20 protein-coding genes are annotated in these 18814 nt (G+C 67.1%); 12 read left to right on the top strand and 8 right to left on the bottom strand.

Features of this window, described 5'->3' with window-relative positions:
• Nucleotides 1-64: 64 nt before the first annotated feature.
• Nucleotides 65-934 (top strand): isocitrate lyase/PEP mutase family protein, encoded by an 870-nt coding sequence (locus AC1DD3_RS05555; RefSeq protein ID WP_476881152.1) that lies wholly within the window; start codon nt 65-67, stop codon nt 932-934.
• A gap of 8 nt (nt 935-942) precedes the next feature.
• Here AC1DD3_RS05555 and AC1DD3_RS05550 read toward each other — a convergent pair whose 3' ends face one another.
• Complete coding sequence (locus tag AC1DD3_RS05550; protein WP_476881151.1) at nt 943-1329, bottom strand: GerMN domain-containing protein; 387 nt, start codon at nt 1327-1329, stop codon at nt 943-945.
• 79 nt (nt 1330-1408) lie between these two features.
• Between AC1DD3_RS05550 and AC1DD3_RS05545 the strand changes: the two genes are divergently transcribed.
• Nucleotides 1409-1891 carry a hypothetical protein gene (locus AC1DD3_RS05545; RefSeq protein ID WP_476881150.1) on the top strand — a complete coding sequence of 161 codons (483 nt, stop codon included), beginning with the start codon at nt 1409-1411 and terminating at the stop codon, nt 1889-1891.
• A 184-nt stretch (nt 1892-2075) separates the two neighbouring features.
• Here the strand turns inward: AC1DD3_RS05545 and AC1DD3_RS05540 are convergent, their stop codons facing one another.
• Nucleotides 2076-2642, bottom strand: a complete 567-nt coding sequence (locus AC1DD3_RS05540; RefSeq protein ID WP_476881149.1) for an NAD(P)H-dependent oxidoreductase — start codon at nt 2640-2642, stop codon at nt 2076-2078.
• A gap of 127 nt (nt 2643-2769) precedes the next feature.
• On the opposite strand from AC1DD3_RS05540, the gene AC1DD3_RS05535 reads away from it, so the two are divergent.
• Nucleotides 2770-3381, top strand: a complete 612-nt coding sequence (locus AC1DD3_RS05535; protein WP_230119895.1) for a TetR/AcrR family transcriptional regulator — start codon at nt 2770-2772, stop codon at nt 3379-3381.
• A gap of 9 nt (nt 3382-3390) precedes the next feature.
• Nucleotides 3391-4494: a Gfo/Idh/MocA family protein gene (locus AC1DD3_RS05530; RefSeq protein WP_290369785.1), complete on the top strand. Its 1104-nt coding sequence runs from the start codon at nt 3391-3393 to the stop codon at nt 4492-4494.
• 92 nt (nt 4495-4586) lie between these two features.
• Here AC1DD3_RS05530 and ald read toward each other — a convergent pair whose 3' ends face one another.
• On the bottom strand, nt 4587-5705 hold the full coding sequence (gene ald, locus AC1DD3_RS05525) for an alanine dehydrogenase (RefSeq protein WP_230119894.1): 1119 nt from the start codon (nt 5703-5705) through the stop codon (nt 4587-4589).
• 235 nt (nt 5706-5940) lie between these two features.
• On the opposite strand from ald, the gene AC1DD3_RS05520 reads away from it, so the two are divergent.
• Nucleotides 5941-7155: a PucR family transcriptional regulator gene (locus AC1DD3_RS05520; RefSeq protein WP_476881148.1), complete on the top strand. Its 1215-nt coding sequence runs from the start codon at nt 5941-5943 to the stop codon at nt 7153-7155.
• Nucleotides 7156-7196: 41 nt separating this feature from the next.
• Here the strand turns inward: AC1DD3_RS05520 and AC1DD3_RS05515 are convergent, their stop codons facing one another.
• Together AC1DD3_RS05515 and AC1DD3_RS05510 are read right to left on the bottom strand one after the other, a co-directional pair.
• Nucleotides 7197-7520 carry a hypothetical protein gene (locus tag AC1DD3_RS05515; protein WP_230119892.1) on the bottom strand — a complete coding sequence of 108 codons (324 nt, stop codon included), beginning with the start codon at nt 7518-7520 and terminating at the stop codon, nt 7197-7199.
• A gap of 119 nt (nt 7521-7639) precedes the next feature.
• Nucleotides 7640-8038: a helix-turn-helix domain-containing protein gene (locus AC1DD3_RS05510; RefSeq protein WP_230119891.1), complete on the bottom strand. Its 399-nt coding sequence runs from the start codon at nt 8036-8038 to the stop codon at nt 7640-7642.
• 66 nt (nt 8039-8104) lie between these two features.
• Between AC1DD3_RS05510 and AC1DD3_RS05505 the strand changes: the two genes are divergently transcribed.
• Nucleotides 8105-9007 carry an alpha/beta fold hydrolase gene (locus AC1DD3_RS05505; RefSeq protein WP_230119890.1) on the top strand — a complete coding sequence of 301 codons (903 nt, stop codon included), beginning with the start codon at nt 8105-8107 and terminating at the stop codon, nt 9005-9007.
• 18 nt (nt 9008-9025) lie between these two features.
• Here AC1DD3_RS05505 and ptsP read toward each other — a convergent pair whose 3' ends face one another.
• Nucleotides 9026-10711: a phosphoenolpyruvate--protein phosphotransferase gene (gene ptsP / locus AC1DD3_RS05500; RefSeq protein WP_230119889.1), complete on the bottom strand. Its 1686-nt coding sequence runs from the start codon at nt 10709-10711 to the stop codon at nt 9026-9028.
• 160 nt (nt 10712-10871) lie between these two features.
• On the opposite strand from ptsP, the gene AC1DD3_RS05495 reads away from it, so the two are divergent.
• From AC1DD3_RS05495 to AC1DD3_RS05485, 3 genes are read left to right on the top strand one after another with little or no spacing between them, the layout of a single operon-like run.
• Complete coding sequence (locus AC1DD3_RS05495; RefSeq protein WP_230119888.1) at nt 10872-11600, top strand: TetR/AcrR family transcriptional regulator; 729 nt, start codon at nt 10872-10874, stop codon at nt 11598-11600.
• Between the two features lie 57 nt (nt 11601-11657).
• Nucleotides 11658-13670: a PTS mannitol transporter subunit IICBA gene (locus AC1DD3_RS05490; RefSeq protein WP_230119887.1), complete on the top strand. Its 2013-nt coding sequence runs from the start codon at nt 11658-11660 to the stop codon at nt 13668-13670.
• A complete protein-coding gene (locus AC1DD3_RS05485) occupies nt 13670-14833 on the top strand; it encodes a mannitol-1-phosphate 5-dehydrogenase (RefSeq protein ID WP_230119886.1) in 1164 nt (387 codons plus the stop codon). The genes AC1DD3_RS05490 and AC1DD3_RS05485 overlap by 1 nt, the downstream gene beginning before the upstream one ends.
• Before the next feature lie 101 nt (nt 14834-14934).
• On the opposite strand, the gene AC1DD3_RS05480 is transcribed toward AC1DD3_RS05485, so the two are convergent.
• Complete coding sequence (locus AC1DD3_RS05480; protein ID WP_230119885.1) at nt 14935-15807, bottom strand: SDR family oxidoreductase; 873 nt, start codon at nt 15805-15807, stop codon at nt 14935-14937.
• Nucleotides 15808-15911: 104 nt separating this feature from the next.
• On the opposite strand from AC1DD3_RS05480, the gene AC1DD3_RS05475 reads away from it, so the two are divergent.
• Nucleotides 15912-16331, top strand: a complete 420-nt coding sequence (locus tag AC1DD3_RS05475) for a winged helix-turn-helix transcriptional regulator (RefSeq protein WP_230119884.1) — start codon at nt 15912-15914, stop codon at nt 16329-16331.
• Here AC1DD3_RS05475 and AC1DD3_RS05470 read toward each other — a convergent pair.
• Nucleotides 16328-17005 carry a DUF2306 domain-containing protein gene (locus tag AC1DD3_RS05470; RefSeq protein ID WP_230119883.1) on the bottom strand — a complete coding sequence of 226 codons (678 nt, stop codon included), beginning with the start codon at nt 17003-17005 and terminating at the stop codon, nt 16328-16330. The genes AC1DD3_RS05475 and AC1DD3_RS05470 overlap by 4 nt on opposite strands.
• Nucleotides 17006-17107: 102 nt before the next feature.
• Here AC1DD3_RS05470 and AC1DD3_RS05465 point away from each other — a divergent pair, with 102 nt between their 5' ends.
• Together AC1DD3_RS05465 and AC1DD3_RS05460 are read left to right on the top strand one after the other, a co-directional pair.
• Nucleotides 17108-17857 carry a TetR/AcrR family transcriptional regulator gene (locus tag AC1DD3_RS05465; RefSeq protein ID WP_230119882.1) on the top strand — a complete coding sequence of 250 codons (750 nt, stop codon included), beginning with the start codon at nt 17108-17110 and terminating at the stop codon, nt 17855-17857.
• A gap of 4 nt (nt 17858-17861) precedes the next feature.
• Entirely contained in the window at nt 17862-18797 is a 936-nt protein-coding gene (locus tag AC1DD3_RS05460; RefSeq protein WP_476881147.1) for a hypothetical protein, read from the top strand.
• The last annotated feature ends 17 nt before the right edge of the window (nt 18798-18814 follow it).

The raw sequence follows: 18814 nt of genomic DNA, 5'->3' as shown, positions 1-18814 counted from the left end.
TGCCCGAAGATCTGTCCGGCGCTGGGGGCTTTACCTCCGTCCGCGCAGGGCATGGAATGGAGCCATGACCACACCCCAGTTCGTTCCTGTCCAGTCGGCCAAGGCAGCTGCCTTCCGAGGACTCCATGCGGAGGGGTCGGTGCCCCTGGTGCTGGTAAACGTGTGGGACGCGGCCTCGGCACGGCTGGTGGAGGAGGCCGGAGCGCATGCGCTGGCCACCTCAAGCTCGGCCATCTCCTGGAGTCTGGGCTTTCCCGACGGCAACCAGCTGCCCCGTGCCCTGGCCATGGCGGCGCTGGGCAGGATCGCCACGGCCACCGACCTTCCGGTGACGGCAGACATCGAAACGGGGTACGCAGGCGCGGATGGCGTCTTCGACGATGCCCTGCTGCGACAGACGGTCACAGCGGTGCTGGAGGCGGGGGCCGTGGGCGTGAACATCGAGGATTCCGGCGGGGTACCGCTGACAGATGTGGACGAGCAGGCCCGCCGGATCGGCATTATCAGGACCATGGCGGAGGAGTCCGGTGTGCGGCTCTTTATCAACGCGCGGACGGACACCTATCTCTCGGGCCGCTTTCGGGAGCGGGCCTTCGAAGAAACCCTGCGTCGGGTCCCGGCGTACCTGGCCGCCGGCGCCGACGGCATCTTCGTTCCCGGCGTGACGGATCTGCACGTCCTGCACGAGCTCTCACGCAGGATCCCGGCACCGCTGAACGCCCTGGCCGGTGTGGGGGCACCCTCCGTCGGGGAACTGCACGACGCCGGGGTGCGGCGGATCAGCATCGGCGGCAACACCGCGAAGGCCGCTTATGCAACGGTGTCCCGGGTGGCCGCTGAAGTCCTGGGCGACGGCAACTGGTCGGAACTGGCCGGAGCCCGCAGCCATGCAGAGATGGACGCACTGTTTGCCCGGGCAAGAGCCCGGGAGTGACGCGCGTGCTAGCGCAGACTCAGGACCTGGGCCAGGCTGACGCCGTTGACGTAGATCTCCGCCCGGATGGCGCCGACCGCTGTCACGGCAGTGTGGGTCAGTTGGGCCTCAATCCGCGGAATGTCACAGACGCCGCCAGGCTGTACCGAGCCGGTCAGGTTGACCACCACCGTGGTGCCGTCAAAGTATCCGGAAACGTATTGCAGCGTGGACGCGGCCAGGGAGTTGTACAGGCCTGATGGCGGCGGTGCGCCGCGTCCGGACAGCAGCTGGCTCATGGCGGCCTGAAGCGGCTCCAGGATCGAGGGGTCGGCATCGTGGACAGCCACCAGGCTGTCGTTGCAGCCGAACCGCACGCCCGAACTGCCGCCGTCGTCCAGGGCAACGTAGTACACCGCTGTTCCCGTTACGCTGGCCGCGGGCCCGCCGGCGCCTGGCCGGGCGCCGGTGTTAGCGGTGGTGCCTCCGGTCCCCGTGCCAGCCGAGGCTGACGGTGCGGGAGATTCCGGCGTTCCGGCGCCGGGCTGCGCCTGGACGGCGGGTCCCTCGGCGGGCCCGGCTGGAGCCGACGCTGCAGGCGGCGTGCCGGCCGGCGGTGAACCGCCAGCAGATCCCCGCGACGGGACGGCTGCCGTGCCTGAGCCGACGCTGGACCCTGAGCCGGCCCCCAAACCCGGCTCCGTGCCGGATCCCTGGTTCGGGGGCAGCCCCGGAACGGAAATGTCCTCGGGCGCCCTTGGCGGCGGAGCCGGCTGGGGGGCGGGGGCCGCGGGGCCCGGCGCAGCCGCGGGGGTGTGTCCGGCGCCGGCATTTTCGGAAAATGCCGGCGGAGCAGCGCAGGACCCCAGCCACAACGGAAGCAACAGGCAAAAGGCGGCAGACGCCGTCGTACGCGCCCTTCCGCCCTGGCTGCTCGTCATGACTGCACCGCACTTCCTGCTCCGGTACGTCCGGTAACTCAACGTTACGGCGGCGGAAGTCGGCGGGGAACGGAGTGGCGGTGACAGTTCGGCCGCAGCTCAGTCACGGAATGGTTGCGCCGGTGGACCGCCAACCGGGCTGCCATGCCGGGCGAGAAGCGGAAAGGCAAACGCCCCCGGCAACGGTGACGTGCCGGGGGCGTTTGCTGAAAGAGCCTGGACTAGGCTGCTGCCTCGGCCTTCTCGGCAGCGGCGAGGGCGCCGAAGATGCCCTTGATCTGCTCAACAACCTCGGCGTCGTCCTTCGGGTGGGTCTCCGCGAAGCGGACCACGGAACCGGGTACGGCCAGCTTGACGTCCTCAAGGATGCGGGCACCGGCGATGCCGGCGGCCTTGCGGGCCTCGTCCTGGGCCCAGACGCCACCGAACTGGCCGAAGGCGGTACCGACGACGGCGGTGGGCTTGCCTGCGAGGGCGCCGGCGCCGAACGGGCGGGACAGCCAGTCAATGGCGTTCTTCAGCGAGGCGGGCATGGTGCCGTTGTGCTCCGGGGTGACCAGAAGCAGGGCGTCGGCGTCATTGGCTGCGGCTCGCAGGGCAGCGGCAGCTTCGGGCACCTGGCCTTCGACGTCGACGTCCTCGTTGTAGAAGGGGAGGTTGCCCAGGGTTTCGTGGATCACGATTTCAAGGTTCTCCGGGGCGTTCAGCTGGATGGCCTCGGCGAGCTTGCGGTTGGTGGAATCGGCGCGGAGGCTGCCGACCAGGGCGAGTACGGTGCTCTTGGACATGTGAACTCCTTGATATCAGGCCGCGGAACGCTCCGCCGGCTGGTTGGTTGCTGGAGGCGTCTTAGGCCTTCACCGATACTAAACGGACTACGGTCCGGATATTATTCCCCGGTCTAGAATGTTTTGTGTGAGCCTCATCCCAATCCGCTCCGGAACCCCCTTCGGGTCCGGCCAGGAACGCAGCGATGCCGCCCGGAACCGGGAACTGCTCCTCTGCGCCGCCCGGGAACTGATCGACGAATGCGGCGTGGACGGCCTCACGATGGACAAGCTGGCCGAACGCGCCGGCGTGGGTAAGGGGACCGTTTTCCGCCGCTTCGGCAGCAGGGCCGGGCTCATGATGACCCTGCTCAGTGCCGCCGAGGCCGAGTTCCAGAGCCGTTTCATGTTCGGGCCGCCGCCGCTGGGCCCGGGGGCTCCGCCCCTTGAGCGGCTCATCGCCTTTGGTGCCGGGCGCATCGGCTACGTCCTGGAGTACGGCGACCTGGCCCGGGCCGCGGACCACTCGCCGTACAACCGGTTTGAGGTGCCGGCCGCTGTCCTGTGGCACCGGCACATTGAGCATCTGCTGCGCGCCGCCGGCTTCGACGCGGACCCGTGGCTTATGGCGGTGTCCCTCAGCGCTACCCTGGATCCGGAGCGGCTGCTCCATGCGGTACGGGTGCACGGGGTTTCCCCGGGGCGCCTCGAGGAGTCATGGCGCCAGCTTGTCACGCGTGTGGTGGGGCCTGCGGAGTAGCGTTGCACCATGAGCACCGACTCCTCCTCCTCGCCCCTGTCCGCGGCCTCCCGGCCCGAGCCGGCTGACGCCGGCCAGCCCATTCGCACCGCCGTGATGGGTTACGGCCTGTCCGGAAGCGTCTTCCACGCGCCGCTGATCGCGGCCAATTCCCGGTACTCGCTGGACGTTATCGCAACGTCCGATGCCGGACGCCAGACGGCCGCGCTGGGACGTTATCCGGGTGTGAAAACAGTGGCCGACGGAGAGGCCGTCCTCGCGCTGGCGGCCGACCTTGACCTCGTGGTCCTGGGGACGCCTCCGGCCACCCACTACCCCTTGGCGAAGGCCGCCCTGGAGGCGGGGCTCGACGTCGTGGTGGACAAGCCCTTCGCGGTGACCAGCGGGCAGGGTCAGGAACTGATCGAACTGGCAGCCCGTCTGGGCAGGGTGCTGACAGTGTTCCAGAACCGCCGCTGGGACGGCGATTACCTCACCGTCAAGGAGCTGTTGGCTGAAGGTTCACTGGGGAAGGTAACGCGGTTCGAATCCCGGTTCGAGCGGTGGTCCCCGGAGGTGTCCAAGGCCTGGAAGGCGGAGGCCACGGCGGCCGACGGCGGTGGCGTCCTGTTCGACCTTGGCACGCACCTGCTGGACCAGGCACTCGTGCTCTTCGGGCCGGGCGAGGTGGTGCACGCGGAGCTCCTGGCGCGGCGCCCCGGCGAGAGGGTGGACGACGACTGCTTCCTGGCGGTGCGGCACGAGTCCGGCGTGCTGAGCCACCTCTGGATGAACATGCTGTGCGCCCAGCAGGGTCCCCGCTACCGGGTGCTCGGATCCGAGGGGGCCTTCACCAAGCACGGCGTGGACCCGCAGGAGCCCTACATTGTTGCCGGCGGGGGACCGCTGGACGAAGAGTACGGTGTCGAAGCGCCCGAGTGGGCCGGGAAGCTGGGCCGCGACGGGCACCTCGACCGGCTGTCCACAGAGCGCGGCGCCTACCCGGAGTTCTACCGGATCCTTGCGGACAAGATTTCCGACGGCGGCGCATCCTCGCCGCTGCCGGTTCCGGTCGATCCGGCCGGCCCGGTCGACGTGCTGAAACTGATTGAGCAAGCCCGGGCCTTGGCTTAAGGCGGGCTTAAACAGCGATCGGCTGCTCCGTAACTGCCGTTCTGGGGGTCCAAAAGGGCGGCTATGGAGCAGCCGATGCTAACTCCGGCGGGCTACGCGGAGACCAGCTCGTGCCAGTCGGATACCAGGGGCAGGTCGTGGGCCTCGGAGACCGAGTGGTGTGCCACGTGTCCTGCGGCGATGTTCAGGCCTGCGGCCAGGGCGGGATCGCGGTCGAACGCTGCACGGACGCCGAGATTGGCCAGGGCGACGCCGTAGCGGAGCGTGACGTTGGTCAGGGCGTAGGTGGAGGTGTTCGGGACGGCGCCGGGCATGTTGGCCACGCAGTAAAAGATCGTGTTGTGGACCTTGTACGTGGGTTCCTGGTGCGTGGTGGGGTGGGTGTCTTCGAAGCAGCCGCCCTGGTCCACGGCGATGTCGACTAGCACGGAGCCGGGCTTCATGCGGGCGACGAGTTCGTTGGTGACGAGCTTGGGGGCCTTGGCGCCGGGGATCAGGACGGAGCCGATGACCAGGTCGGCGTCGACGACGGACTTTTCGATCTCGTACTTGTTGGATGCGACGGTCTTCAGGCGGCCCTGGTACTGGGCATCGAGTTCCCGCAGTCGGTTGATGTTGATGTCCAGGATGGTGACGTCCGCGCCCAGGCCCAGGGCCATGGCGGCGGCGTTGGTGCCGGCCACGCCGGCGCCGAGGACGACGACCTTGGCCGGGCGGACGCCCGGGACGCCGCCCAGGAGCACGCCCTTGCCGCCGGCGGGGGCCATGAGGGAGGTGGCGCCGACCTGGACTGAGAGCCGGCCTGCGACCTCGGACATCGGGGCGAGCAGCGGAAGGGTGCGGCCTTCCTGGACGGTCTCGTAGGCGATGGCGGTGACGCCGGAGTTGATGAGCTCGGCGGTGAGTTCAGGTTCGGCGGCGAGGTGGAGGTAGGTGAAGAGGATCAGGTCCTTGCGGAAGCGGTGGTATTCCGCGGCGATGGGTTCCTTGACCTTCATGACCATGTCCGCGCGGGCCCAGACCTCGTCGGCGTCGGTGACGATTTCGGCGCCGGCGATGGCGTATTCCTCGTCCGTGATGCCCGAGCCCAGGCCGGCGCCGCGCTCAAGAAGGACCGTGTGGCCGTGGGTGCGGAACTCGTGAACGCCGGCAGCGGTGATGGCGACTCGGAATTCGTTGTTCTTGATCTCTTTGGGGACACCGATGATCATTTTCTGGGCTCCATGTTCTATGGCTTTGTAGGCCGGAAGTTGCGGGGGAGTTGTGCTTCCAGAATAGATCCGGCTGTGAGGTACACGACAGGTTGAGCCGAGGCTGACCGCAGCGAGAACCGCGACTTTCCGCGATTTTTGGAGTCCGCGGCTAGACGTTTGTCGAGCATGCGGGCGTCAAGTGTCGCCTGCTGTCCGTTCGCCCGGAATGCCTTCCGGGACGTAGTCTTGCTGCATGCAGCAGGACGTGGAGGAGCTCGTGGAGCGCGTGGCGCAGAAGCTGGGCCGCGGCCTGTCGCTTGAGGACCTGGACGGGCTCTTGCTCGCCTACAGTTCCAACCAGTCGCACGCCGACCGGGTCCGGGTGAACTTCCTGCTCAGCAAGCGCGTGCCGGTCGACGTCAAGGCGTGGCAGCTCGCGCACGGGATCGCCACGGCGGTGCGCCCCGTCGTGGTTCCTGCCAACCAGGAGCTGGGAATGCTGGGACGCGTCTGCGTCCCGCTGATGGTCCGCGGTTTCCGCGTCGGTTACCTCTGGGTGCAGCAGGACCTTGAGGAGGAAAGCGCGACGGCGATTCTCACCCAGCTGCCCGACGTCCGGAACGAGCTTGAGCTGCTTTCCGGGCTGCTCCTGGACTCCAACACGGCTGAATCCGAGTTCCGGCGCAGCCGCGAACGCGAGTTCCTGGCCGCTTGTGCCGGGGAGGCCAACGCTGTGGCCGCGGTGGCAGGCTGGAAGGAAGTGCAGGACCGCGGCCCCTGGCAGCTGGTGACGGTCCTCGACGCCGACGGCTGGGCGGCGCCTGATCCGATCGCCTCCACGCTCATTCACAGGTCCGCGGCGCTGCAGGCAACCATCGGCGTGGACGCGGCCCTGTTCAGTGCCGGCGCCGAAACCCATGCCGTGGTGCTGTTCCGGGAATCCACGGGCCGCGCCAACCACGCCCAGGTGCTGGTCCACTACCAGCTGGAGCTCGCTAAACGTTCGGGCCGACACGTGCACCGCATCATCCTCGGAATCAGCGAGGGCTTCACCCGGACCAAGGACTTCGCCGAGGCCTACCGGCAGTCGCGGGTGGCCGCCCAGGCCGCGGCGGTGGACGCCCAGCTGGGGGAACTCGTGGATTGCCGGGCGACGGGCGTCTACCAACTCCTTGCCTCAGCCGGCGGAGGCGCCGGCGTCTGGGGCGATGCGGGGTCCGTGAACTTCCGGGCGCTGGAGGACCACGACCGCAACGGGGAACTGCTGCCCGTTCTTGAGCTGCTCTACGACAACGACGGTTCCGTGCAGGATGTCGCGGAGAAGCTCCATCTGCACCGCAGCAGCATTTACAACCGGCTGGGCCGGATCCGGCAGCTGCTGGGGGTGGATCCGCTGAAGGGCATGGTCCGGCTGGAGCTGCACGCCGCACTCAAAGCGCGGCGGTGGGCGGCGCGGCCGCGGATCTAGGCCGCGGGTCCGTTCCTGCGTCCAGCCGTCGGATCCAGCCGTCAGGCGGCATTTCCGTCCAGCAGCGGCCGCTGTTCCACCGGGCGCTGCTCCCCGCCGGGCTGCTCGCCCGGGAAGTGTTCCTTCACAAGCTGCTCAGGCGGGTGCTCCAGCGCCGTGGCGTCCGGGATCTGCGGCAGCAGGCCCTGCAGCTGGCCGCGGCGCCGGGAAATCCTGCTTTCCGCCCACATTGAGACGGCCACATAGGCTACGCAGCTGGACGTGAAGATGGCCGTGTTGTTCAGTTCCACGATCATTCCGAGTACGGCTGCCACACTCATGGCGGCAATGCCCGCCACGATGTGCAACCCCCGGAATCTCAACACGAGTAAAGAGTAACCCCGCCCAGTGGCTCGATTCCCTGGTTTGGCGGGATCGTTGCTTGATCCTTATCACGCCGTCACCGGGGAGTGGAGGCACGTCATTTTGCGTCCCGCAAACATTGTCAGGAGCCGTCGGCGCGTTCCGCGGCGGCCTGTTGCTTCTTCTGCCCTTCCAGCCAAGCCATGATCGCCGCCAGACGGATCCGGCGGTGCGTTCCGCGGTATTCCACGGCTATCTCACCCCGGTCCGTCATGTTCCGCAGGTACGTGTGGGAAATTCCGGCGAGTTCCGCGGCCTGGGACGTGGTGAGCACTTCTTCCACGCTGCTCACCGTCACAGCCTCGCCGCGGCTGAACCGCGCCAGGAGGTCGACGACGGCGTCCCTCGCCGCGGGTGGCAGGCGGTGGACAGTGCCGTCCACGAACACGGTGATGTCGGTGCCGCCGTCAAGCGCATGATGGAGTTTCTGTGCATCCTCGGCGGGAAGTGCGGCCGCCACCCTGGGAGCTATCAATGCCATGGCAGAAGCCTAACCGCTGCCATGGCGATGGCCCCGGGCTGTGCCAGCGGCGGGTATGCTCAGCGGATGAAACTGGACGACGGAGTGGATGTTACGGCGAACGGCCTGACCGGCCGCCTTTACGTGTCCCCGGCCGGCCCGGGACAGGCAACCGGCATGGGGCAAACCGGCCCAGAACAGGCGGCCGGTATGGGGGAACAGGCGTCCGGTATGGGGCGCGCGGGCGAGCCTTCGACCGCAGGGCCTCAGGTCTTCGTGCTGCTCCACGGCATCGGGGTCTCGCACCGCTACCTGGCCAAACTTCACCTGGAATTGGCTGGGGGCAGCGGGTTGGCGGGCGGCCGGCAGGCGCGCGGCGCCGTCGTCTACTCCTTCGACCTGCCCGGTTTCAGCGAAACGCCGCGGCCGGGCCGCCAGGTGACGGTGGGCGAATATGCAGCCTTCGTCGCGGCGGTCCTCGCCGACGCCGGCGTCCAGTCCTGTGTGGTGGTGGGCCATTCCATGGGGACGCAGTTCGCCGCGGAGCTCGCCCTCCAGGAACCGGGCCTCGTAAGCCGCGTGGTGCTCATGGGCCCGGTGGTGGATCGAGCGCGGAAGAGCGCCGTCTGGCACTCGCTTGCCCTGACCCGTGACTCACTGTTCAGCGAAAGCCCGTCCACCAACGTTGTGGTCTTCACCGACTATTTCAAGACCGGGCTCCGCTGGTACCTGACGCAGCTGCCCGTGATGATGGAGTACCCGTTGGACACGAGGGTGTGCGGCATAACCCAGCCCGTGCTGGTGCTCCGCGGCGGCAGGGACCCCATTGCCCGCCGTCCCTGGTGCGAATTCCTCGCACGCCAGGCGCCGCAGGGGACATTTGTGGAAGTGCCCGGCTTCGGGCACGTGGTTCAGGACAGCGCGCCGGCGGCCGTGGCCCAGGCCATTGTCCACTGGGCCAGCACAGCCGCCGACGGCATCACAGCCTAGGCAGAACAGTCACCTCGGCTACAGGCCGAGCTCTTCGAGGACCGGGAGCTTCTCCCGTACCCAGGCTCGCGCTTCGGTGGCACTGGGCGCGGACAGCGCCAGTTTGGCAAGCTCCTGCGCCTCGGCCAGTGTGACGGTCTTGAGGACCGCGGCCACGGCAGCCAGTGAACGGGCCGTCATGGACAGGGTGGTCACGCCGAGGCCGGTCAGGACGACGGCGAGGGCGGGGTCGGCCGCTGCCTCACCGCAGACGCCCACGGGCTTGTTGTGGCCCTCGATTGCCGCCCCTTCCACTGTCAGCCCCACCAGTCGCAGTACTGCCGGCTGCCAGGGCGTGTTCAGGCCGGCCAGCGGACCGAGCTGGCGGTCGGCGGCCATCGCGTATTGCGTGAGGTCATTGGTGCCCAGGCTGGCGAAGCCCACTTCTCGCAGGATGGTGTCGGCGGTGAGGGCGGCGGACGGAACCTCCACCATCACGCCTGGGGTCTCGATTCCGGCTTCGGCGCACATCGTGGCGAACCGGGCAGCCTCCTCGGCCGTGGAAATCATCGGGGCCATGACCCAGACATCGGCCGCTGACTGCTTCTCGGCGAGGGCGATCGCCTCCAGCTGGCGCTCCAGGACGCCCGGAGTGGTGAAGTCCGTCCGGTAGCCGCGGACGCCCAGAGCCGGGTTGGGCTCGGTGGAGTCTGTCAGGAACGGGAGCGGCTTGTCAGCGCCGGCGTCGAGGGTTCGGAGGACCACCTTCTTGCCGGGGAAGGCATCAAAAACACCCTTGTAGGCGGCAGCCTGCTCCTCAACCGAGGGCTCGGTGTCGCGCTCCAGGAAACAAAATTCGGTCCGGAACAGACCCACGCCCTGCGCTCCGAGCTTGGCTGCGGCCTCGGCGTCCTTGGCACCTCCCACATTGGCGAGCAGCGGGACCAGGTGCCCGTCCGCCGTCGCGCCCGTGCCGCTGAACTCGGCGAGAAGGGAGGCGGTGGCCGCCCAGGTCTCGGCTGCAGCGCGCAGCGAATCGTCAGGGTTGGCGGTGATGGAGCCTGCCGCGCCGTCCACATAGACCTCGGTGCCGTCCGGCAGTTCGTCCACGCCCACCGCGGCCACCACGGCCGGCAGCCCGAGCGAACGCGCAATGATGGCGGTGTGTGACTGCGGGCCGCCGCCGGCCGTCACCAGCGCGAGCACCTTGTTCGGGTCCAGGGTTGCGGTATCGGCGGGCGCAAGATCTTCGGCCACGAGGATGAACGGAGACTCTGAGGTGGGAATGCCCGGGGCAGCTACGCCGCGGAGCTGGGCCACGATGCGGGCGCGGACGTCGAGGATGTCGGTTGCCCGTTCCGCCATGTAGCCGCCGAGATTGTGGAGCATTTCCGCGACCGATGAGCCCGATTCCCAGATTGCGCGCTGCCCGGACATGCCACGGGCGATCAGCTTCGCCGCGCCCTTGATCAGCATGGTGTCCTTGGCCATCAGGGCCGTCGCTTCAAGGACGGCTTTGCCGTCTCCGGTGGCGTGGTCTGCGCGGGCCTTGAGCTCATCGTGCACGGCATTCGCTGCTGCCTTCAGCGCCGCCGTCGCGTCCTCCGGGGACGTGCCGGCCGGCAGCTGTTCGCTGGCCGGGGGTTCGCTGATGGGCTTGGGCATCTGCCGGACGGTGCCGATGATGCGGCCTGGGCTGACGCCAACTCCTGGGAAGTTCTGCACTGAAGGTCCTCGTTCTCTGCCGGTAGCCAGGCCCGCCGGTCCCTGCCCGGACTGGTCCGGGCGGTTCGGAACGGCTGCGTCCGATGTTGTGTGCGGTGCCTGAAAAAATTGTATGTGATGCAGTTCATATAGCGTTGCTATAGGTGATAGGGTAGCGGTTATGAGTTTCGATGGCCAGCTTCCGCCAAAGATGAGGTTGTTGCGTGCGGCGGCCGAATTGCTGGCCAAGTCCTCGGGAGCAGCCGTATCAACCCGCCAGATCACACAGCTGGCAGGGGTTACAGCGCCCACCCTGTACCACCACTTTGGTGACAAGGAGGGCCTGTTTGACGCGGTAGTTGCCGCGGGATTCGAAGAATATGTGGCGGGCGAACGCGATTTCGCCCCGTCCGGACATCCGCTGGAAGACATCCGGCGGATGTGGGACAACCACGTGCAGTTCGGGCTCAACCAGCCGGAACTGTATCTGGTCATGTTCGGTAACATCCGCCCCGAGAGTCGCCCGTCCATCGTTGCCGATGCCGAGGCCCTCATGGAGGAAATGCTGAACAAGGCCGCCGCGGCCGGGCAGCTGAACGTCCAGCCGCGGGAAGCGGCAAGAAGCATCCTGGCCGCCAACGTAGGCGTGACGCTCATGCTGATCGCGGAACCGGTGGCGGAGCGCAACCTCGAACTGTCCACCATGACCCGGGACGCCATGATCTTCGCGGTGGCCGCCGACCAGGGCCGGGAAGCCGGCCCGGAGGATTCCGGAAAGTCCTCAGTGGTGGTGGCTGCCATAGCGCTGAACGCGGCGCTGCAGGCATCCCACTCAGACCAGCTCTCCAGCTCGGAACTCAAGCTCTTTCTCGAATGGCTCCACAGGATCTCCACCAGTTCCACCAGCTAGTCGTCGAAAATATCGGACCATCCTGCGGTGCAGCAGGGATCACGGTTAGGAAATCACATGGCAACAGAGACAGTTGCAAAACCCCGTACCAGTGCGCGCGTTCACGTCCAGAAGTTCGGGACGTTCCTGTCCGGCATGATCATGCCGAACATCGGGGCGTTCATAGCCTGGGGCATCATCACGGCGCTCTTCATTGAAAAGGGCTGGATACCCGTCCCTCAACTTGGCGGCTTTGGCACCAACGCAGCGGGCGCGCCTAACGTCGGCCTTGTCGGCCCCATGATCACCTACCTGCTGCCGCTCCTGATCGCCTACACCGGCGGCAAGATGGTCTACGACGTCCGCGGTGGCGTGGTTGGCGCCATCGGCACCATGGGCGTGATCGTCGGCGCCGGTATCCCCATGTTCATTGGCGCCATGATCATGGGTCCCCTCGGCGGCTGGACCATCAAGAAGCTCGATGCCCTCTGGGACGGCAAGATCAGGCCCGGCTTCGAGATGCTCGTGAACAACTTTTCCGCTGGCATTTGGGGCGCATTACTGGCCATGCTCGGCTTCTACGGCATTTCCCCGTTGGTTCAGGCCTTCAGCACGGCCGCCGGCAATGTGGTCCAGTTCCTGGTCAACAATGGCCTCCTGCCGCTGACCAGCATCTTCATCGAACCCGCCAAGGTCCTCTTCCTCAACAACGCCATCAACCACGGCGTGCTGACCCCGTTGGGCATCCAACAGTCGCTTGCGCAGGGCAAATCCATCCTGTTCCTGCTCGAGGCCAACCCGGGTCCGGGCTTGGGCATCCTCCTTGCCTACATGTTCTTCGGCCGTGGCGCGGCGAAGGCCTCAGCCCCCGGCGCCGCCCTCATCCACTTCTTTGGTGGCATCCACGAAATCTACTTCCCGTACGTCCTGATGCGCCCGCTGCTGATCCTGGCAGCGATCGCAGGTGGCATGACGGGTATCGCCACCCTGGCAGTCACCGGCTCCGGCCTCGTCGCTCCGGCGGCCCCGGGCTCCATCATCGCCGTGATCGCCCAAACCTCCAGGGACAGCTATGTGGGCGTAATCCTCTCGGTTCTGCTTGCCGCCACCGTGTCATTCCTGGTCGCCTCGGTGATTCTGAAGACCACTCGCCACAGTGACGAGGGCGACCTCAGCGCCGCTACCAGCCGCATGGAGGGCATGAAGGGCAAGAAGAGCTCCGTCTCCTCCGTCCTCACGGGTGCGGGCGCCGGCGGAACCGCGGTCCTGACGCGTCCCGTCGAGAACATCGTGTTCGCGTGCGACGCCGGCATGGGCTCCAGTGCCATGGGCGCCTCCGTGCTGCGGAACAAGATCAAGGCGGCGGGCTTCCCGGGCGTCAAGGTCACCAACGCGTCCATCGCCAGCCTCAACGACACCTACGACGTGGTGGTCACGCACCAGGACCTCACCGAGCGGGCCAAGCCCGTCACGTCCAGCGCCGTCCACTACTCCGTGGACAACTTCATGAACAGCCCGCGCTACGACGAGATCGTGGAACTGGTCAAGAGCAGCAACGCACCGGAATCTGCCGGCGGGGATGCTGCGGCACCCGCCGCCCCCGCTGCTGCGGCTGGCGCCGCCGCTGGCGAGATGCCCGCGGAAGCCGGCGCCCCGCCGTCGGACATCCTTGTGGCTGACAGCGTGGTCCTCAACGGCTCCGCCGCAACCCGAGACGCCGCGATCGACGAGGCGGGCCAGCTGCTGCTGGCGCGCGGCGCCGTGGACAACGACTACATCCTCGCCATGCACGAGCGCGAGGAATCCGTTTCCACATACATGGGCAGCTTCCTGGCGATCCCGCACGGCACCAACGCCGCCAAGGACCACATCAAGAAGTCTGCAGTTTCCGTGATCCGCTACCCGGACGGCATCGACTGGAACGGCAAGCAGGTCAAGTTCGTGGTGGGCGTTGCCGGCATCAACAACGAACACCTCCACATCCTTTCCTCCATCGCGAAGGTTTTCACGAACAAGGCGCAGGTGGCGCAGCTTGAGGCCGCAACGTCAGTGGAGGAAGTGCTGGATCTGTTCGGAAAGGTCAACGCATAGTGAAGGCTGTACATTTCGGAGCCGGGAACATCGGCCGCGGGTTCGTGGGGCTGCTGCTGCACCAGGCCGGGTACGAGGTGGTCTTCGCGGACGTGGCGGAAGCCCTCATCTCCCAGTTAGCGGCCGCGGACAGCTACGACGTGCACGAGGTGGGGGAGAACCCCACGGTGCGCACCGTGGACAACTTCCGGGCGGTCAACTCGGGCACGCAGGAGCAGCAGCTGATCTCGGAGATCGCGACGGCGGATATCGTCACCACCGCTGTTGGGCCGCACATCCTGAAGTTCGTGGCCCCGGCAATCGCGAAGGGGATTGCGGCCCGTGCCGCCGACCTGGCGCCGCTGCAGGTGATGGCTTGCGAGAACGCCATCAACGCCACGGACATCCTGCGTGAGGCGATCGTCTCGTCATGGGACGACGCCGCCGGGCCGCTGGAGGACGTGGCCGTGTTCGCCAACACCGCCGTGGACCGGATCGTGCCCAACCAGGAGGCGGGCCAGGGGCTGGACGTGACGGTGGAGACGTTCTACGAGTGGGTCATCGACCGCACGCCCTTCGGCGGCTCCGCGCCGGTCATCCCCGGGGCGACGTTTGTGGACGAACTCGGGCCTTACATCGAGCGCAAGCTGTTCACGGTCAACACGGGACACGCCTCTGCGGCGTACTTCGGGTTCGAGGCCGGACTGGAGAAGATTTCCGACGCCATGGCGGACCAGGACGTGGCGGCCGATGTCCGGGCAGTGCTCGACGAAACCAAGCAGCTGCTCGTTTCCAAGCACGGGTTCAACCACGAGGAGCAGGAAGCCTACGTCCAGAAGATCCTGGGCCGGTTCTCCAACCCGCACCTGCCGGACACCGTGAACCGCGTGGGGCGGGCGCCGCTGCGAAAGCTCAGCCGGAACGAGCGGTTCATTGGTCCGGCCGCGGAACTCGCGGAGCGCGGAATTGTCCCGGAGGCGCTCCTTGGGGCCATCGCGGCGGCCCTGCGCTTCAACGACCCCGCCGACACCGAAGCGGTGGAACTCGGTCAGATTCTGGCCTCCACCGAGCCGGCCGACGCGACCGAGCAGATCACCGGGCTGACGGCCGACCACCCGCTGTTCGCCGCCGTCTGCGGGCTCGTAGAGGAGCGCAAAGCAGAGGGCGTCACGGCGCCGGCATAGGCGTACCCAGCCACCGGCACAAGGCACGACGCCGGAGCTCAGGTGAGTTCCGGCGTCGTGCGTTTGCGCCGTGCGTTTGCGCCGTGCGTTTGCGTCGTGCGCTAGCCGGCGGACACGGTGCCGGCCGCTGCCTGCACGGCCTCGCGCATGGGAGTCGCGGGCCGGCCGATCAGCGAGCTCAGATCACCGCTGGTCACGAGCAGATCGCCCCGGGCGATGCCGAGGTCGCTGTCCGCAAGGATGGCGGCGTAGGCCTCAGGCAGCCCGGCATCGACGAGCACCTGCGCGTACTGTTCCGCCGGCAGGTCCTGGTACTTCACCGGCGTGCCCGTGGCGGCGCTGACCTCTCCGGCGAGATCGCTGAGGGTAAACGGCTCGTCACCCCCGAGCTCGTAGACCTTGCCGGCCTGGTCGTCCCTGAGCAGCACCTCTGCAGCGGCCTGGGCGTAGTCGGCCCGGGTGGCGGCGCTGACCTTGCCATCCCCGGCGCTGCCGAGCACGGAGCCGTACTGGAGCTGCACGGCAAGCTGGTCGGTATAGTTCTCCAGGTACCAGCTGTTGCGGAGCAAAGTGAAGGGCAGGCCCGAATCACGGAGGGCCTGTTCCGTGGCCTGATGTTCGGCGGCCAGTTGCATGCCGGTCCTGTCAGCGTTGGCGATGCTGGTGTAGGCGATCAGTCCGACGCCCGCCTCACGGGCGGCGTCGATGGCCTTCCGGTGCTGCTCAATACGCTGGCCGACCTCGCTGCCGGAGACCAGCAGCACCTTCTCGGCGTCCTTGAACGCCTGATGCAGGGAATCGGCGTCGTTGTAATCGATGGGGAGGACCTGGACGCCTTGCTCGGCGAAGTCGGCGATCTTGGCAAGATTCCGGCCGGCGGCCACGATCTGTTCCGCGGGAACGTTGCGGTTGAGAAGTGCTTCGACGACGAGGCGGCCGAGCTGGCCGGTGGCGCCGGTAACGACGATGGTCATGGTTTATTGCCTTTCACCAGTGGAGTGAGTGTCACTGATGCAAACCGTCCGCCCGGTTGGATACTTCCCAGAAGAGAGTACGCACTTTAAGGTAAGGTACCTGCATGAAGGTTAGTGCCCAGGTCAGCGAGCCTGTATTTCCCTTTGCTGACGGTATTTTCCCCGCGGGCTGTCCCAGCAGGACTGTTCTCGACCATGTCACGAGCAAGTGGGGCGTCCTGATTCTGGTCGCCCTGTCCGAGGGGCCGCAGCGCTGGAGTGACCTGCGCCGGCGCGCCGAAGGCATCAGCGAGAAGATGCTGGCACAAACCCTGAAGACCCTCGAAGGCGACGGGTTCGTGCGCCGCGACGCCCAGCCGATCATTCCTCCCCGGGTCGACTACAGCCTCAGCGCCAGCGGCCATGACCTTGCCTCGCTGATGCTGCCCCTGGTCGCTTGGATTGCCGAGCACGCGGACGGGATCGTCAACCCTCGGCCGGGTTCCGCGGATTCTGGGCCGGCCTCTAAAGCCGTTCGAAGCTAAGCAGCCTGCCGGGACGCCCGCGCGGACAGCTGAGAGCGCCGACGGATGACGTACTCCGCCGCCGCGACGTTGATCACCCAGCCCGCCCCCAGGAGCACCGCGCGGGTCGGAACGTCGGTTGGGCCCACCAGCAGTAGCCAGGGGATGCTGACCAGGGCTTGGGTTCCCGCGCCGACGGCGATCGCATAGGCGCGCGTCATCCAGGCGCTGTGCCGTACGAAGTCACGGCGCCAGATCGCGACGAGGCCCAGGACGATGCTCACCAGCATTGCCGTCCCGAAGAACAGCCGGAGCGGGACGTCGGTGTGGCCGTCCGGGAGGGCGTAGAAGACAGACATCCACAGGCCGGAGAGGGCGGCGAGCAGGCCGGCTGGTATCAGGATGCGGCCGGCGATGCGGTGCCAGCCATGCCGGCGTCGCAGTGAGGGAACGAACTGAAACGCTCCGAGCAGGGAGTACACGGTGACGCTCGCAATGTGCGTCACCACCGGGACTGGTGACGCGAAAAACCGCGCGTTCTGCGGCGTGATGGTAGCCCCGGCCGTCAACTCGGTCAGGCGCAGGGCCCCGAAAATCACGGGGATCAGGCTGAGGAGGATCAGCCCGGCAGGCACGGGCCACTGGGCTCGGGGGAGCCTGACGAGCGTCGGGGCACCGATGATTTCAGTTGGCATGTCGAATCCTCCGCTTCCCGGTGTACGGTGTACACCTCATGCCTGACCATAGGTGTACGGTGTACACTTGTCAATGGAAAACGGCAAAGGGAAGGTGCGCACATGACTCAGCAGATGGAGACTGCGCGCCGGGTCCCCCTGAGTCGGGACCGCGTGCTGGAGGCCGCCGTCCGGCTTGCCGATGAGGTGGGCATCGAGCTGGTCAGCATGCGCAGGCTGGCGCAGGAGCTCGGCGTGGTGCCCATGGCGCTGTACAAGCACGTGGCGAATAAAGAGGAACTTCTCGACGGGATGGTGGGCACGCTGGTCGGCGAGATCGATCCTCCAGTCGGCGATGCAGGCTGGAAAACTGCGGTCAAGCTGAGGGTGCTCTCGGCGAGGCGGGCGCTCCTCAGGCATCCCTGGGGCCGCCCGGTGCTGGAATCCCGTACCAACAGGACGCCGGCCGTGCTTGGGTACATGGACTCGTTTATCGCGATGTTCCTGGCCGGCGGTTTCTCTGTCGATCTCACCCACCACGTCATGCATGCCCTCGGCAGCCGCATGTGGGGCTTTACCCAGGAGCTGTTCGACGATCCGGCAGGCCAGGCGGCGGGTGGCCAGGCCGAGATGCACCCGGAGGTGCAGGCCGCAATGTACCGGGAGATGGCTGCACGCTATCCGAGCATATTGCAGGTCGCCATGGCGGCCACACACGATGACGGCCAAGTGGTTGGGCAGGGCTGTGACGACCAGTTTGAGTTTGAGTTCGCCCTCGATCTGCTCCTTGACGGCTTTGAGCGACTTCATCACCAGGACTGGACCTCGAAGAGGGCGAAGCTGGACCAGGGATGGTCCGACGCCATAGGTTGAGGGGATGGAGGTCCTCGACTGGCTGCTCGACTCTGACCCCTCGGTCCGCTGGCAGGTCTTGCGTGACCTCACCGACGCGCCGGAGGAGGATGTACTCGCCGAGCGGGCCCGCATTTCTTCAGAAGGCTGGGGTGCCCGCATGCTCGAGCTGCAAGGCGAGGACGGCCAATGGGACGGGGGCACGTTCTTCCCGTCATCCTACGATGGCTCCGAGAATGGCCAGCCCTGGACCGCCACGACCTATAGCCTGCTGCTCCTGCGCGACCTCGGCCTGGATCCCCGCAGCGATGCGTCCCGCCGCGCCGTCGAGCTCGTCCGGGAGAACAGCCGCTGGGAAGAGGGTGGCCAGCCGTTCTTCGAAGGCGAGGTGGAGCCGTGCATCAACGGCAAGGCCGTCGCCCTCGGCGCCTACTTCGGGGAGAACGTCGACGGTGTGGTTGCGCGCCTGCTCGGTGAGCAGCTTACCGACGGCGGCTGGAACTGCGAGGCGGAACGAGGCTCCACGCGGTCGTCATTCGCGACGACGATCAACGTACTCGAAGGGCTTCTGGAACATGAACGGGCCACCGGGGGGACGCCGGCGTCGGTCGCGGCCCGGCGGCGTGGCGAGGAGTATCTGCTGGAGCGCGCCCTTCTCCGGCGCAAGAGCACAGGGGAGCTGATCGACCGGGACTGGCTGCAGTTCTCGTACCCCACACGCTGGTTCTACGACGTGCTCCGCGGACTTGAGTACTTCCGGGCTGTCGGGGGACCGCCGGATGAACGCATGGCCGAGGCGGTCGGGGTGCTGCGCTCGAAGCGGCGGTCCGACGGGACCTGGCTGCTGGAGAACACCCATCCCGGGCGGGTGCATTTCGCCCTGGAGGTCGGCGACGGACGGCCGAGCCGGTGGAACACGCTCAGGGCGCTGCGTGTACTCGAGTGGTACGGGCACCAGTAACCTCGAGCCCTGGAACG

The organism is Arthrobacter sp. 05T444 (assembly GCF_056395905.1).
This window is presented reverse-complemented; position numbering and strand designations above follow the sequence as displayed.

Bases quoted from the DNA above. Each gene is read 5' to 3' on its own strand.
- AC1DD3_RS05540 (WP_476881149.1), bottom strand. From the start codon at position 2,642: ATGTCCAAGAGCACCGTACTCGCCCTGGTCGGCAGCCTCCGCGCCGAT.
- AC1DD3_RS05470 (WP_230119883.1), bottom strand. From the start codon at position 17,005: ATGCCAACTGAAATCATCGGTGCCCCGACGCTCGTCAGGCTCCCCCGA.
- AC1DD3_RS05505 (WP_230119890.1), top strand. From the start codon at position 8,105: ATGAAACTGGACGACGGAGTGGATGTTACGGCGAACGGCCTGACCGGC.
- AC1DD3_RS05465 (WP_230119882.1), top strand. From the start codon at position 17,108: ATGACTCAGCAGATGGAGACTGCGCGCCGGGTCCCCCTGAGTCGGGAC.
- AC1DD3_RS05510 (WP_230119891.1), bottom strand. From the start codon at position 8,038: ATGGCATTGATAGCTCCCAGGGTGGCGGCCGCACTTCCCGCCGAGGAT.
- AC1DD3_RS05555 (WP_476881152.1), top strand. From the start codon at position 65: ATGACCACACCCCAGTTCGTTCCTGTCCAGTCGGCCAAGGCAGCTGCC.
- AC1DD3_RS05530 (WP_290369785.1), top strand. From the start codon at position 3,391: ATGAGCACCGACTCCTCCTCCTCGCCCCTGTCCGCGGCCTCCCGGCCC.
- ald (WP_230119894.1), bottom strand. From the start codon at position 5,705: ATGATCATCGGTGTCCCCAAAGAGATCAAGAACAACGAATTCCGAGTC.
- AC1DD3_RS05460 (WP_476881147.1), top strand. From the start codon at position 17,862: ATGGAGGTCCTCGACTGGCTGCTCGACTCTGACCCCTCGGTCCGCTGG.
- AC1DD3_RS05475 (WP_230119884.1), top strand. From the start codon at position 15,912: ATGAAGGTTAGTGCCCAGGTCAGCGAGCCTGTATTTCCCTTTGCTGAC.
- AC1DD3_RS05520 (WP_476881148.1), top strand. From the start codon at position 5,941: ATGCAGCAGGACGTGGAGGAGCTCGTGGAGCGCGTGGCGCAGAAGCTG.
- AC1DD3_RS05480 (WP_230119885.1), bottom strand. From the start codon at position 15,807: ATGACCATCGTCGTTACCGGCGCCACCGGCCAGCTCGGCCGCCTCGTC.
- AC1DD3_RS05495 (WP_230119888.1), top strand. From the start codon at position 10,872: ATGAGTTTCGATGGCCAGCTTCCGCCAAAGATGAGGTTGTTGCGTGCG.
- AC1DD3_RS05490 (WP_230119887.1), top strand. From the start codon at position 11,658: ATGGCAACAGAGACAGTTGCAAAACCCCGTACCAGTGCGCGCGTTCAC.